This window comes from Amycolatopsis sp. NPDC006125 (genome assembly GCF_040614195.1).
Taxonomy (GTDB): Bacteria; Actinomycetota; Actinomycetes; order Mycobacteriales; family Pseudonocardiaceae; genus Amycolatopsis_E; species Amycolatopsis_E tucumanensis.
The window spans coordinates 1-12,886 of record NZ_JBEXTZ010000094.1 but is presented as its reverse complement, the minus strand read 5'-3'; the positions used below and the strand labels follow the sequence as shown (position 1 = coordinate 12,886).

Annotated in this window: 15 protein-coding genes; 3 read left to right on the top strand and 12 right to left on the bottom strand. The window is 72.0% G+C overall.

Annotated features, from left to right (window positions below; all coding sequences use genetic code 11):
- The first annotated feature begins 76 nt into the window (after nt 1–76).
- Nucleotides 77–952 (top strand): LysR family transcriptional regulator, encoded by an 876-nt coding sequence (locus ABZ193_RS34400; protein ID WP_354712814.1) that lies wholly within the window; start codon nt 77–79, stop codon nt 950–952.
- Here the strand turns inward: ABZ193_RS34400 and ABZ193_RS34395 are convergent.
- From ABZ193_RS34395 to ABZ193_RS34345, 11 genes are all read right to left on the bottom strand, one after another.
- Nucleotides 945–1,550, bottom strand: a complete 606-nt coding sequence (locus ABZ193_RS34395; protein WP_354712813.1) for a class II glutamine amidotransferase — start codon at nt 1,548–1,550, stop codon at nt 945–947. The genes ABZ193_RS34400 and ABZ193_RS34395 overlap by 8 nt on opposite strands.
- Entirely contained in the window at nt 1,514–1,657 is a 144-nt protein-coding gene (locus ABZ193_RS34390) for a hypothetical protein (protein WP_354712812.1), read from the bottom strand. The genes ABZ193_RS34395 and ABZ193_RS34390 overlap by 37 nt, the downstream gene beginning before the upstream one ends.
- A gap of 195 nt (nt 1,658–1,852) precedes the next feature.
- Nucleotides 1,853–2,350: a hypothetical protein gene (locus tag ABZ193_RS34385; protein WP_020416008.1), complete on the bottom strand. Its 498-nt coding sequence runs from the start codon at nt 2,348–2,350 to the stop codon at nt 1,853–1,855.
- Nucleotides 2,347–3,531, bottom strand: a complete 1,185-nt coding sequence (locus ABZ193_RS34380) for an aconitase family protein (RefSeq protein ID WP_354712811.1) — start codon at nt 3,529–3,531, stop codon at nt 2,347–2,349. The genes ABZ193_RS34385 and ABZ193_RS34380 overlap by 4 nt, the downstream gene beginning before the upstream one ends.
- On the bottom strand, nt 3,528–4,796 hold the full coding sequence (locus ABZ193_RS34375) for an aconitase/3-isopropylmalate dehydratase large subunit family protein (RefSeq protein ID WP_354712810.1): 1,269 nt from the start codon (nt 4,794–4,796) through the stop codon (nt 3,528–3,530). Before ABZ193_RS34375 ends, ABZ193_RS34380 begins: the two co-directional genes overlap by 4 nt.
- Entirely contained in the window at nt 4,793–5,287 is a 495-nt protein-coding gene (locus ABZ193_RS34370) for a hypothetical protein (protein ID WP_020416011.1), read from the bottom strand. The genes ABZ193_RS34375 and ABZ193_RS34370 overlap by 4 nt, the downstream gene beginning before the upstream one ends.
- The gene (locus tag ABZ193_RS34365; protein WP_020416012.1) at nt 5,284–6,363 is read right to left on the bottom strand and encodes an ornithine cyclodeaminase family protein; all 1,080 of its coding nucleotides are present in this window, start codon (nt 6,361–6,363) and stop codon (nt 5,284–5,286) included. Before ABZ193_RS34365 ends, ABZ193_RS34370 begins: the two co-directional genes overlap by 4 nt.
- A complete protein-coding gene (locus ABZ193_RS34360; protein ID WP_354712809.1) occupies nt 6,360–7,310 on the bottom strand; it encodes a hypothetical protein in 951 nt (316 codons plus the stop codon). The genes ABZ193_RS34365 and ABZ193_RS34360 overlap by 4 nt, the downstream gene beginning before the upstream one ends.
- Entirely contained in the window at nt 7,310–8,443 is a 1,134-nt protein-coding gene (locus tag ABZ193_RS34355; RefSeq protein ID WP_020416014.1) for a Xaa-Pro peptidase family protein, read from the bottom strand. Before ABZ193_RS34355 ends, ABZ193_RS34360 begins: the two co-directional genes overlap by 1 nt.
- A gap of 8 nt (nt 8,444–8,451) precedes the next feature.
- On the bottom strand, nt 8,452–9,849 hold the full coding sequence (locus ABZ193_RS34350; protein WP_084505991.1) for an MFS transporter: 1,398 nt from the start codon (nt 9,847–9,849) through the stop codon (nt 8,452–8,454).
- Between the two features lie 72 nt (nt 9,850–9,921).
- Nucleotides 9,922–10,395 (bottom strand): MarR family winged helix-turn-helix transcriptional regulator, encoded by a 474-nt coding sequence (locus ABZ193_RS34345; RefSeq protein ID WP_157358363.1) that lies wholly within the window; start codon nt 10,393–10,395, stop codon nt 9,922–9,924.
- Between the two features lie 246 nt (nt 10,396–10,641).
- On the opposite strand from ABZ193_RS34345, the gene ABZ193_RS34340 reads away from it, so the two are divergent.
- Both ABZ193_RS34340 and ABZ193_RS34335 read left to right on the top strand, forming a co-directional pair.
- Nucleotides 10,642–11,478 (top strand): DUF1206 domain-containing protein, encoded by an 837-nt coding sequence (locus ABZ193_RS34340; RefSeq protein WP_051123455.1) that lies wholly within the window; start codon nt 10,642–10,644, stop codon nt 11,476–11,478.
- Nucleotides 11,479–11,501: 23 nt separating this feature from the next.
- Nucleotides 11,502–11,894: a hypothetical protein gene (locus tag ABZ193_RS34335; RefSeq protein WP_354712808.1), complete on the top strand. Its 393-nt coding sequence runs from the start codon at nt 11,502–11,504 to the stop codon at nt 11,892–11,894.
- A 3-nt stretch (nt 11,895–11,897) separates the two neighbouring features.
- Here ABZ193_RS34335 and ABZ193_RS34330 read toward each other — a convergent pair.
- The coding region (locus ABZ193_RS34330; protein ID WP_354712807.1) for an FAD-dependent oxidoreductase at nt 11,898–12,886 on the bottom strand (989 nt) is incomplete at its 5' end.

The following is a 12,886-nucleotide window of genomic DNA, read 5'->3' as shown; positions in this document are numbered from 1 at the left end:
TTCCAGTCTTGGCGTCCGCGATCGATGAGTCCAACACATGTTCGTCAAGTGATCCATCGTGATGCACGATGGATGGGTGGAACTCCAGCAGATGCGCTACGTCGTCGCGGTGGCCGAGACGGGCAGCTTCACCCGCGCGGCGCAACGGTGCCTCGTGGTGCAGTCGGCGCTCAGCCACCAGATCGCCCGCCTGGAGCGCGAACTGGGTGCGCGCTTGTTCGATCGCACCAGCCGCCGGGTGCGGCTGACCGCGGCGGGCGCGGCGTTCCTGCCCGCGGCGCGGCAGTGCCTGGACTTCGCCGAGCGGGCGGCGGCGGAGGTGGCCGCCGCGGTGGGCGAGGTGCGCGGGCGGCTGAGTCTCGGGGTGATCCCGACGGTCGCGGCGGTCGACCTGCCTGCCGCACTGCGCGAGTTCCGGCGCCGGTACCCGCAGGTGCGGGTCGGCCTGCGGATGGCCGCGAGCCACGAACTGGTCGAGCAGGTCCGGCAGGGCGCGCTGGACCTGGCATTCCTCGGCCTGCCGGTCACGGCGCGGCCCGAGGGCGTGCGGGGACACGAGCTGGCGCGGGACCGGCACGTCGCGGTGGTCGCGCCCGGGCACCCTCTGGCGGGGCGGGCGTCGGTGGATCTGGCGACGCTCGCGGGGGAGCAGTTCGTCGACTTCACGGCGGGCACGCCGGGTCGGGCCCAGTCGGACCAGGCCTTCGCCGCGGCCGGTCTGCACCGCGAGGTGGCGTTCGAGGTGACGACGGCCGAGCTGATGGCCGGGCTGATCCGGGAGGGCCTCGGGGTGGCGATGCTGCCGTCGACGTACGCGCCGCAGTTGTCCGGCGTGGCGACGGTGCCGGTCACCGACGCGCCCGGCCGGGTCGAGCACCTGGTCTGGAGCACAGCCGGCCTCACCCCGGCGGCCGCCGCCTTTCTCGAGGTGCTGGGGGTACCGGTCAGTTGACGCCGTCCGCGGTCGCTGCCGCTGGGGCCACCGGAGTGAACGGGCGCAGCTCTTCGCGGCCGCCGTGGACGACGATGCACGTGGACTCGGGCACCTCCCGCCACGCGCCACGCAGGTCGCCCAGCGGTTCGGACACCACGAGCCGCGCGTCGTCGGACAGCACGTGCAGCGCCGGGTTGTCCGGGTACTGGTGCCGGAGCGTGGACACGTCGACGCTGTGGAACAGCGACCTCGACCGGGCCTCGCTGGCCACCGCGGCGACCGGATCGGCCTCCAGGCCGAAGGTCACGGCGAGGTAGAACAGGATCTCCGAGTCCGTGGACCCCTGGATCTCCGGGAAGACCAGCGGGTCGACGGCCAGGGTGAGCTCGCGTCGCACGGCGGGAAACCCGGCGACGAGCCCGTTGTGCATCCACAGCCGGCGGCCGTGGCGGAACGGATGGCAGTTCGTCTTCTGCACCGCCGATCCGGTCGACGCGCGGATGTGCGCGAACACGTGCCCGGATTCGAGCTGCGCCGCGATCTCCCGGAGATTGCGGTCGTTCCAGGCGGGTTCGGTGCTCAGGACACCCCCGGAGTCGGCACGTCGCCGTACCACCCGACACCGAACCCGTCCCCGTTCGTGGTTTCCGCACCAAGGCGCGCGTGCTTGCTCTGCAGGACGAGCGAGTTCGCGGGCTTGTAGAGGAGCTCGTCGAGGCGCACGGGCGAACCGGAATACGCCAGCCAGCGACACATATCGGGCCTCCCACGTCGGCACGCACTCCCCCACTGTCGCCGCCACGCGATCCGCGGTCCTCGTCCGCGACGGGTGAGGTCCGGCACCCGGGCTGGGCGCGCCGTCCCGCTGACCGCGCCCCACGGGGCCGGGGTGGGCGGCCACCCCGTCCCCTGGCCTGCTCAGGCGAACAACTCGCTGCGTTGCGCCGCGAGCTTGATCAGCCCGCCCGCTTCGAGCATCTCGAGCAGGAACGGGTCCGCCGGCTCGGCCGTGCGTGTCGCGCCGGTGGTCTCGTTGCGGAACTCCCCGGTGGCGATGTCCACGGTGAGTTCGTCACCGTCACTTGCCAGCGTGCTCACCCCGTCGAGCGCGAGCGCGGGCAGGCCGATCTCGAAGCAGTTGCGGTGGAACGTCCGTGCGAACGTGTCCGCCACGACGCACCCGATGCCGGTCGCCTTCAGGGCCTTCGTCGCGATCGCCCGGCCGGAGGACTGGCCGAAGTGCCGCCCGGCCACCACGATGTCGCCGGGCCGCACCCGCTTCGGGAACTCCGGGTTGAGGTCCTCCAGCACGTGCTTGACGATCTCCGCCATCGGCTCGAACACGTGCTCCGACTTGACGAGCCGGTCGGTCGGGATGTTGTCGCCGAACTTCCAGCAGCGCCCGGTGAACCTCATGCTCCCACCTCCGTGATCTCGCCGGCGACGGCCGACGCCGCGACCGTGGCCGCGGACGCCAGGTACATCTCCGCCTCCGGGCTGCCGTTGCGGCCGGGGAAGTTGCGCGAATGCGTCGAGATCATCCGCTCCCCCGCCGCCATCGCGCCCATGTTGATGGCCTGGTTCGACCCGGTGCTGGGCGGGAACCACGTCGCGCCCGCCTCGTGCAGCGGCAGCACCAGCCCTTCGCGCATCGCCTCGGAGAACACCTCGCGGCTCGAGGGCACGATGTTGAACCGCACCGACGGGTGCACCCTCCGTCCCCGCAGCACGGCGGCCGCGGTCCGGATGTCCTCCAGCCGCCCGCCGCCGTGCCCGCCGAGCTCGGCCCAGCCGACCGGGGTGCCCGCGGCCTCGCCGACCGGGCGGACATTGCCGACGGTGGGCGGGCAGGCCACCTGCGGCACCACTTCGCCGACATCGAACCGCAGCACCCGCGCCGGCTCTCCGGTGCCCTCGGGTTCGGCGAAGGCGCACTTGGCCCCGAGGTCGACACACAGCAGCGGGAACAGCCAGCGGTCCCAGAACTCCAGCTGCTTGACGTACGGCCCGGCGAACTCCAGGGCCGCGTAGTTCAGCTCGCCCTCGCCGATCCGCCCGACCAGCCACAGCGCGATGTCACGCGGCGTCGTGCCCGGCCGGGGGGTGCCGGACAGCTCGATGCGCACCGTCTGCGGCACCTTGAACCACGCCTTGCCGTAGGGCAGCACGGTGCCGGCGTGCGAGTCGTTGCCCAGTGCGACCGCGAGCGCGCCGACCGTGCCGTGCACGGGCGTGTGGCTGTCGGACCCGACCACGATCATCCCGGGCTTGACCAGGCCGCGCCGCACCAGCACGTGGTGGATGTTCCCGCTGCCGCAGTCGAACAGGTGGATGCCGTGCCGCCGCGCCCACTCCCGGTTGAACTCCAGCACCTCCGCCTGCCGTTCGGTCGGCGGCGAGAACTGGTGGTCGAACACCATCACCACCCGGTCCGGGTAACGCACCTGGGCGCCGGGGATGCGGTCGAACACGCCCGCGGTCAGGTAGCCGGACAGGTCGTGCATGATCAGCCGGTCGACGTTCGCGATCACGATCTCGCCGGGCTCGACCGAGGAGCGCCCGCCGGCGCGGGCCAGGATCTTCTCGACGGTGTTCATCGCGCCACCGCCACGATCTCGGCGGGGTGGGCGATGCTGCCGCGGATCGCGGTCGCCGCCGCCGTCGCCGGGCTGCCCAGGTAGATCTTCGAGTCGTAGCTGCCCATGCGGCCCTGGAAGTTGCGGTTGGCGGTGGAGAAGGTGACCTCGCCGTCGGCCATCGCGCCGCCGTTACCGGCGCAGGCGCCGCAACCCGGGTTGGTGACCATCGCACCCGCTTCGATGAGCGTGCCGAGGATCCCGTCGGCCGCCGCCCTGGCCATCACCGTGGCCGAGGCAGGGGTGACGATGAGCCGCACCCCGTCGGCCACCCGGTGCCCGGCCAGCACCCGGGCGGCGATGGCGAGGTCGTCGTACTTGGCGTTGGCGCACGAGCCGATGAACACCTGGTTCACCTTCGTGCCCGCGACCTCGTCCACGCCGACGACGTTGTCCACCGTGTGCGGGACGGCGACCTGCGGCTGCAACGTGGACGCGTCGACCGTGAGCTGCCGCTCGTACCGCGCGCCCGGATCGGGCAACAGCACCTCGTAGTCCTCGGCGCCCGCCTCGTCGAGGTAGGCCAGGGTGGTCGGGTCCGGGGCGACGAAGGCGTTCTTCGCGCCCATCTCCATCGCCAGGTTGCAGAACGTCATCCGCTCCGACACCGACATCGCCCCGGTGAACGAGCCGCCGAACTCGACCGAGCAGTAGGTGGCCCCGTCGGCCCCGAGGTCGCCGATCAGCCGCAGCATGACGTCCTTCGGGTAGGTCCCTGGCGGCAGTTCGCCGTCGACGTCGATCCGGATGCTCTGCGGCACCTTCATCCACAACTTCCCGGTCACCCACGCGGCGGTGATCTCGCTGAACCCGACGCCGGTGCCGAACGCGCCCAGCGCGCCGTAGATCGTGGAGTGCGAGTCGGTCCCGATCACCAGCTGCCCGGGTTTGATCAGCCCCTTCTCCATCAGCACGATGTGGGCGATGCCGGCGTTGACGTCGAAGAAGTTCCGCACGCCCATCTTCGCGGCGAACTCGCGGCACAGCTGGTGGTCGGCGGCCGTCTTCGCCGTCTGGGCGGGCGAGATGTGGTCCATCACCATCGCGATGCGGTCCACGTCGTAGAGTTCGGAGACGCCCATGCGTTCCAGCGTCCGGATGCAGCGCCAGCTCGCCGTGTGGCTCATGTAGAGGTCGGGGTAGGCGTCCACGATCTGCCCCGGGTCGAGGTCCGTCTCGCCCGAGGCGCGCTCGAGCGCCTTCTGCGCGAACGTCTTCGCGGTCATGCGTTCCTCCGCATCAGGTAGGGGATCAGACCGCCGGCGGCCAGGATGTCCTGGATGCCCTGGGGATAGGGCGCGAAGGAGAACCTCCGCTCGCCCACCTCCACCACGCCGGCTTCGGGGTCGACCCAGACGGGCGTGGCGCCGTCGACGGCCGCGACCGCGCCGGGGCACTCCACCGCGATCAGGCCGGTGTTGATGGCGTTGCGGAAGAACACCCGCGAGAACGAGGCGGCCACCACGGCCTTGATGCCGGCGCCGATCAGGCAGCTCGCGGCCTGCTCGCGGGCGCTGCCGCAGCCGAAGTTGCGCCCGGCGACCACGACGTCGCTGCGCCGCAGGTGCTCCTGGACGTCCGGACCGAGCGGCTCGAACGCGTGCTCGCCCAGCTCCTCCGGGTCGATGCTCACCAGGTACCGGCCGGGGATGATCACATCGGTGTTCACGTCGTCGCCGAACACGATCGGCGCGCCTCCGGTTCGAGTCTCGCTCACGGGCTCGTCTCCTCCAGGAACCAGTCGGTGGGCACGACGTGCCCGAGTTCGCGCTGCTCGGCGAGTTTCAGCGCGCGAGCGCACACGGCGGCGAACTGGATGCCCATGCCGGTGTTGTTGGCGAAGATCGTCACGTCGTCGCGGCGGGCGCGGGCGGGACCGTCCTCGAGCAGGATGTCGCCGAGCTCCTTGATGTCCTCCCACTTCATCCGCCCGCGCTCCACGGGGCCGAGGATGTCGAACTGCTTGTCGTGGTGGACCTGCTCGCGGGAGAGCACGACGATCCGGTCCGCGCGGTCGAACGTCGCGTCGTCGAGCTCGCGGCGGGTCGCGGTGCCGTCCGGGGAGGTGATCGCGGTGACGTGGGTGCCCGGGTCGAGCCAGGCCCCGTCGAAGCACGGGTCCATCGCCGCGGTCGCGCAGGTGACGATCCCGCAGCCCTCGACGGCCTCGCGCGGAGTCTCGGCCGCGACGATCCGCCGTCCGGTGCGCTCGCTCCAGGTCTTGGCGAACGTCTTGCGGTGCTCGGGGGTCGGGCTGTGGACCCGCACCTCCTCGATGTCTGGCCGCACCATCAGCAGGCACTCCAGGTGCGCCTCGGCCTGCCATCCCGACCCGAACATGCCCGCCACCCGGACGTCGGCGTTGGACAGTTCCCGGATGCCCAGCGCGGAGGTGGCGCCCACGCGCATTTTCTGGATGAAGCTGTCGTGCAGGATCGCCAGCGGCTCCAGGGTCTCCATGCTGTAGAGCGTGACCAGCCCGACGTAGCGGCCGCCGGGCGCGGCCGGGATCAGCCTGCGGCGCTGGACACCGCTGGGCAGGGTCTCCACGCCCGCGATGTCCGAGGTGATGCGCAGGGCCCACACACCGCTGGAGACATTGCCGCCTTCCTGGGACTTGAAGCGGTAGCGGAAGCCGGGGTGGCGCGGGTCCTCGACGGGGAAGTAGGTGTGGTTGCGGGGCCGGTTCGCGCCCAGGCCCGAGGCGAGCTCGCGGTAGGCGGTCTCCAGCGCGCCGATGGTCTCTGCTGGGGTGAGGACCTGCTCGACATCCGCGTTCGACAGTATTCTCATGATGCGAGAACTTCCTTTCCGGTCAGGGATTCCGCGCCGGTGGCGGTGACGAGCACGGTGTCGGCCGCCACGGCGTCGCCGCGCTCGACGGCGACCACGACCACCTCACCGGCGCCCAGCACGCGGTCGGGCGATCGGCCGAGGTACTCGCCGTCGGTGGACAGGTCGGCGTGGTGCACCACGCGGGCAGGCACGTCGCCGGTGCGCACCCCGTCGGCCACGGCGCCCACCGCGGCGCGCAGATCCGCCGCCAGGGCCGGGTCCCGGGCCACGCGCAGCCAGCTGGTGCGGTACTGCCCGGTGATCTCGACGGACGTGTCGCTCGCCCGGACGAGCACGTCCGTGAACCCGGCGTCGCGGGCATGGAGTTCGGCGGCGGAGACCCGTTCCCGGTGGGACAGCCCGCTCACCGTGGCCGCCGACACCGCGCCGGCGAGCGCCGTTCCCGCCTGCCGCAACAGCGTCTTCTCGGCCTCGGACGGCCGCAGGCGGAACCGCCGGACCAGGCCGTCGAGCGGACGCACCACCCAGCCGGGAGCCGCGGCGCTGACCTCCTCGATCAGCGGGGCCGGCCACAGGCCGGCGTCGACAAGGCCGAGCGTGCCGGGCTGCCGGTCGTCGAGGAAACCGCCTACCAGCGCGCCGAACGCCTTGCCGCTGCGCAGCTCGGTGAGGGTCGAGGTGCGCCGCATCCACGGATGCACCCGCGGCGACAGCTTCGTCAGCAGCGCGGGGTCGCCGTCGGCGGGGATCGCGAGCATCCCCTCGTTCCAGTAGATGCACAGGTTCGTCAGGTAGGCGATGTCGTCGGAGCGGTGCACGTCGCCGTAGCAGAGCGCGACCTCGACGCCCTCCGCGGTCAGCTGCTCGCGCACTGCGCCGATGCGTTGGCGCCACTCGGTTTCCGGGATCTCCCCCGGATCGCGGACGACGAGACCTCGCTTCATCAGGCGTTCACCTCGTTGGTTTGGAAGAGCTTGCGCTCGGTTTCGACCAGGACCTCGCAGCCGTCCGCGGTGACGCGGACGGGATCGCCGAGCACGTGGTAGCCGGCGATCGGCGTGTAGGTGTTGGGGTGGATGATGAACACCGAGTTCTCCGGCAGTACGGTGTGGTTGCCCTCGATGATCGGCGTTTCGTCCATGTGCAGCCCGTGCCCGTGCCCGCGCACCCGCGTGTACTGGCTGGTGCAGTACTCGCCGTAGCCGTGCCGCCGGAACACGTCGTTCTGCGCCACCGCGACCTCGTGCGCGGTGACGCCGGGCTTGACGACCGCCATCCCGGCGTCGACCGCTTCGTTGAACAGGTCGAACGACCGCTTCTGCGCGTCGCTGGCGGTCCCGACGACGGCGGACCGGCAGATCTGCAGCCAGTACCCGTCCATCTGGGGGGTGAGCTCGGTGCGCACCATGTCGCCGTCCTCCAGCCGGCGGTCCGAGGGCGGTGTCATGCCGCGCACCTCGTCCTTGCCGGAGGCGATGAGCATGAAGTTGTCCTCGGCGCCGAGCCGCTTGATCTCGGCCTCCACCGCGGCCACCACCCGGTACTCGGGCAGGCCGGGTTCGAGCACGTCGACGAACGCCTGCCACCCCGCGGCGCACACCTTCGCGCTGCGCCGCATGCGGGCCAGTTCCCACTCGCTCTTCACCAGGCGCGCCTGGTCGAGCAACGCCGTCGCCGACACGATCTCCGCGGCCGGGAGCGCTTCCCGGACGAGGTCGAGCAGCATCGAGGGCAGCAGCTCGTAGTGGGCGATGCCGATCCGCCGCGCGCGGCTGTCGCCGAGCCGGGTGCGGAACTCGCCCGGCTCGGCCGGGTCGAGGAAGTGCGCGTCGGTGACCCAGCCGCGGCCCGCGATCTCCGCCACGTCCTGCCGCCGCGTCGAGTACGCGCTCGCCTCGCCGGTGGCGGGCAGTGCGACGAACGCGGCGCTGCCGGTCACCCTGGCGTCGGACAGGTACCGCACGTTCTCCCGGCGCCAGCCCGGTCCGAATGCGAGCAGCAGGTCCAGGCCCGTCTCGGCCATGGCGTCCCGCACCTTGCGGTGACGCAGGTCCCGCTCTTGTTCATCGGTCGTCATTCGTTCCCCTATTCCACAGTGGTCGGTGCGGGCCGGTGACTGGGCCGGTCCGGAGTGGACAGTTCGGCGGCGATCTCCTCGACGCTCTTGCCGCGGGTCTCCAGGGTCCCGATCAGCCCGGCGAGGGCCGCGATGCCGGAGAGGACGGCGAAGAGCACGAAGAAGACGTAGGAGGAGGCGTGCCAGGAGAGCACGAACCCCACGGTGACCGGCATGAGCAGCCCGCCGACCTTCTGCCAGGCGGCCGCCCAGCCGAGGCCGGTGGCGCGGTTCGCCGTCGGGTAGAGCTCGCTGGCGTAGACGAACAGCGTGCTGCCGGCGATGCCGCTGCCGAAGAACGTGGCGAGCGCACCGGTCAGCACCACGGCGGCCGTCCCCTGCACCGCGCCCCAGACCAGGCACAGCGCCCCGCTGACCAGGAACGCCGGCGCCAGGGCCCAGCGGCGGCCGATGTGGTTGACGAGCTGTCCCGCGATGACGGCGCCGGCGACTCCGGAGGCGGTGATGATGCCCGTGTAGGCGAAGCTCGACAACAGGCCGATGCCGCGGGACTTCAGCACGGTGGGCAACCAGGTGGACAGTCCGTAGAGGAACGCTCCGGCGCACACCTCCATCACCCAGAGCGTGATCGTGAAGCGCAGGTACCTGCCGCGCACCAGGTTGCGCACCGAGCCCGTGGGCTCGCGCCGCACCGCGGAAGCGGGTTCGGCGGCGCCCGTCCCCACCGGGGCGCCGGTGAGCAGGTCGACGATCCGCCCGGCCTGCTCCCGGCGTCCGCGGGAGAGCAGGTACCGCACGGATTCCGGCAGCGTGAGCGCCACCAGCGCGGCGATCAGCACGGGGATCGCGCCGACGAAGAACATCGAGCGCCAGCCCAGCGCGGGCACGATGCCGACGGCCACCGCGGAGGCGACCGGCAGCCCGATGAGCCAGGCGGCCGTGGCGAGGGTGACCATCGGGCCGCGCCGGCGGATGGGCACGAACTCCGCGATGTAGGGCAGGACGATGGCGATCTCGGCGCCCAGCCCGACGCCCTGGACGGTCCGGGCGGCCACGAGCACCGGGTAGCTCCAGGCGACGGCCGCCAGCAGCGAGAAACCGCCGAACACGAGGATCGCGCAGGCGAGCGGGTACCGGCGGCCGAGCCGGTCGGAGGCGATGCCGGCGACCGCGGCGCCGACCAGCATGCCCGCGAACAGCGCCGAGCTGAGCGCACCGGCCTCGCCGCTGGTGAGCGCGAAAGCCGCGATCACGCCCGGCAGGACGAAACCGGTGAGGTTGATGGTGAATCCGTCGAAGAAATGACCCGCGATCGCGGTCAGGTAGATCCGCGTGTGCTGCGGGGTGAACGCGGCGTGGTCCAGGCGGTGGAGCAACTGCGCGTCCGTACTGCCTGATCTGGGCATGGGTGGACACCTCTCTGTGTACGAACACCCTTGATTCACGGCCCGCGACGAGCGGGCCGGCGCGCCCGGCCGTCAGCGGTCGTCGAGACGGCTTTCGGTCTCGGTGTAGATGCGGTGCATGACGGTGAGCAGATCGTCCTTGATCCGCTCGTCCAGCCCCGCGGTCAGCTCGGCGCTGAACTTCTCCAGCGCCAGCCGGCCCGCCTCCTGCGCTTCGCGCCCCTCCGGGGTGAGCGCGAGCGCCATGGTCCGCCGGTCGGCCGCCTTCGTCTCGCGGGTGAGGAGGCCCTGCTTGACCAGCTTGTTGACGCTTTCCGACATGGTGGGCGGGTTGCGGTGGGCCAGGCGGCACAGCGCCATCAGCGACGTGTGGCCCGCGCCCACCCGGGTCAGGATCCGGTACTGCCGGATCGTCAGGGGCACGTCCAGTCCGGCGAGGATCTCGGTCTGCAACCGGGTCAGACGGCCGGCGAACGAGAGCAGCACCTCGCCGAAGGACTCCCCGGCCATGCTGTCCGGCGCGGGCCGGTCGGTTTCGTCGCTCACTTCGCCCACCAAACTGTTCGGTACCCGAAATGTTGTCGTAGCTGAAGGTACCCGGCGCGGGCCGCCGAAGACAAGAGCCAAAAAGCCGCGAGCAGTCCGGGACTCCGCACCGCCGGGTCTGGTCGCCCTCGCGGTCACCGCCGGCACCGTCCTTTCCCGACACGACGCCGCCGGGCATAGCGGCACCGCCTCCGGGGTACCCCCGATCGAGTGATGGTCGGGGGTGGTGGATGAGGAGGCGCATCGATGACGAGCAGTGCGGCGACGAACAGAACCACGGGCCGTCCGGCGCGGGTGAGAGGCCGTTCCGCGGCACAGGCCGCCGGGCGCGCGGGCATGGTCTGCTGGGGTCTGGTCCACCTGGTGGTCGCCTACCTGGCGATCCGCGTCGCGGCGGGGGACGGTGGCAAGGAGGCCGACCAGAAGGGCGCACTGCAGGAGGTCGGGTCCACCGCGGCCGGCCAGGTGGTGCTGTGGGTGCTCGCGATCGGGCTGATCGCGTTCGGGGTGTGGCAGTTCATGATGGCCGCCCGCGGCTACACGTGGGTGCCGAAACGGGGCAAGCGGATGCGCAAGCGCGCCGGGTCCGCGGCGCGGGGTGTGGTGGTCCTGGCGCTGGCCTACACCGCGATCCGGCTCGCCACCGGCAGCGGCTCGGCCGGCGGCAACCAGCCGCAGCAGGAGTTCACCGCGCGGCTGCTCCAGCTGCCCGCCGGGCAGGCGCTCGTCGCGGTCGCCGGGGCGGCGGTGGTCGCGGTCGGCGTCGCCGCGGCGGTCAAGGGGTTCAAGCGCAGCTTCCTCAAGGACCTGGACCTGCCGGACCTGCCGACGGGCACCCGCAAGTGGGTCGAGTGGCTCGGCTCGGCGGGCTACGTCGCCAAGGGCGTGGTGTACGCGATCATCGGCGGCCTGCTCGGGTACGCCGCGCTGCGCTCGGACGCCGGCCAGGCGGGCGGGGTCGACAAAGCGCTCCGCACGCTCGCGGCCCAGCCCTACGGCGTCGTGCTGCTGGCCATGGTGGCGATCGGGCTGGCGGCGTTCGGCATCTACTGCTTCGCCGCGGCGCGCGCACACAAGAGCTGAGCCTTCTGGCTAAGCTGACGCCCGTGACCATCTGGACGGACGTCATCAACTACGTACGCATCCGGTACGAGGTGCTGGAGGAGAGCGAGCACTGGCTGCGCTTCCGCCTGGACACCGACGGCGGCCGCACCCAGCAGGTCACCGTGCACCACCTGCCCGACGTCGACGGCGCCGAGTGGGCCGAGATCTCCTCGGCCGTCGGCTGGGCCGACAAGATCGACCTGCGCCGCCTGCTCGAACTGGCAGGCGGCTCGTCGGTCGGTGGCGCCGCGATCGTGGACGGGGTGGCGCTGATCAAGCACACCGTGCCGCTGACGTCGCTGCACCTGCGGGAGGAGTTCGAGCGGCCGCTGCTGTCGGTCGTCGCGCAGGCGGACGCGTTCGAGAAGGAACTGTCCACCGGCGACGAGTTCTGACCCTCACTCCCCCAGCGCCAGCCGCACCGCCCGCAACGCGCTTGTGAAGGACACCTCGCTGAGCACCCCCGGCGCCGCGACCTGGTCCCCCACCAGGAACACCCCGTCGCCGCGCGCGATCGCGGGCCGGTCGCGCCAGCTCGTCCCCGGCGGGTCGACCGCACCGGTGCGGCCTGCGGCCACGGCGGTGCGCGTCCAGGTGGTCCGCTCGCGCCAGCCGGGGTAGCCGAGGTCGAGCAGGTGGTGCGCCCGGGCGAGCCCGTCGGACTTGCTCTCGCCGGGCGCGATCGGGATCTGCGCCTGGATCAGCTGCTCCCTCTCGGGGGCGAGCGTGCGGTCCTGCGCGGTGAACCGTTCCACCCAGCCCGGCGCGTCCAGGTCCGACACCGCGAACGCGTCGCCCCGCCGGGTCCGGACCGCCACGTCGACCAGGGTCGTCCGCCCGCTCGGCCAGCGCAGGCCGTCGTCACCGAGCAGGGTGCGGGCGGCGTCGAGCGAGGTCGCCACGATCACCGGGCCGCCGGTGGGCAGGGTGCCGACGCGTGATCCGGTTTCGATCTTCACGCCGAGCTCGGCCGCCAGCGCGCCCATCCGGTCCAGGACCGCGCCCCAGCCGCCGCGCGCGTAGTGCGCTTCGGGCGGGAACTTCCCGGCCCGGTGCAACCGCTCCTGGATGAAAGCGGCCGACAGCGACCCGGGGTCGTGGTGGAACGTCGCCACGGCCACGTAGTTCGCGGCGACCCGGGCGGTCCGCTCCCCGGCCAGCGCGCTCGCCCAGGTGACGACGTCCTGGTCGGACGGCGCTTCCCGGCGCAGCACCTGCCGGAGCATCCCCAGCGGTGGCAACCGCCGCAGCCGGCCCTCGTGGTGGTAGCGCAGCCGCAGCCCCTCGGCGGGCGGGATGGGCGCGAGCGGGCGGAGCAGCTTGCGCCGGTCGAGCCACTTCCAGTGCGGGCCGCCCCGGTAGAACGCGTGCGGCCCCTCGTTGACGC

Excerpts from the sequence above, each read along its gene's own strand:
- ABZ193_RS34385 (WP_020416008.1), bottom strand. The coding sequence starts at position 2,350 with ATGAGGTTCACCGGGCGCTGCTGGAAGTTCGGCGACAACATCCCGACC.
- ABZ193_RS34380 (WP_354712811.1), bottom strand. The coding sequence starts at position 3,531 with ATGAACACCGTCGAGAAGATCCTGGCCCGCGCCGGCGGGCGCTCCTCG.
- ABZ193_RS34375 (WP_354712810.1), bottom strand. The coding sequence starts at position 4,796 with ATGACCGCGAAGACGTTCGCGCAGAAGGCGCTCGAGCGCGCCTCGGGC.
- ABZ193_RS34365 (WP_020416012.1), bottom strand. The coding sequence starts at position 6,363 with ATGAGAATACTGTCGAACGCGGATGTCGAGCAGGTCCTCACCCCAGCA.
- ABZ193_RS34360 (WP_354712809.1), bottom strand. The coding sequence starts at position 7,310 with ATGAAGCGAGGTCTCGTCGTCCGCGATCCGGGGGAGATCCCGGAAACC.
- ABZ193_RS34355 (WP_020416014.1), bottom strand. The coding sequence starts at position 8,443 with ATGACGACCGATGAACAAGAGCGGGACCTGCGTCACCGCAAGGTGCGG.
- ABZ193_RS34350 (WP_084505991.1), bottom strand. The coding sequence starts at position 9,849 with ATGCCCAGATCAGGCAGTACGGACGCGCAGTTGCTCCACCGCCTGGAC.
- ABZ193_RS34340 (WP_051123455.1), top strand. The coding sequence starts at position 10,642 with ATGACGAGCAGTGCGGCGACGAACAGAACCACGGGCCGTCCGGCGCGG.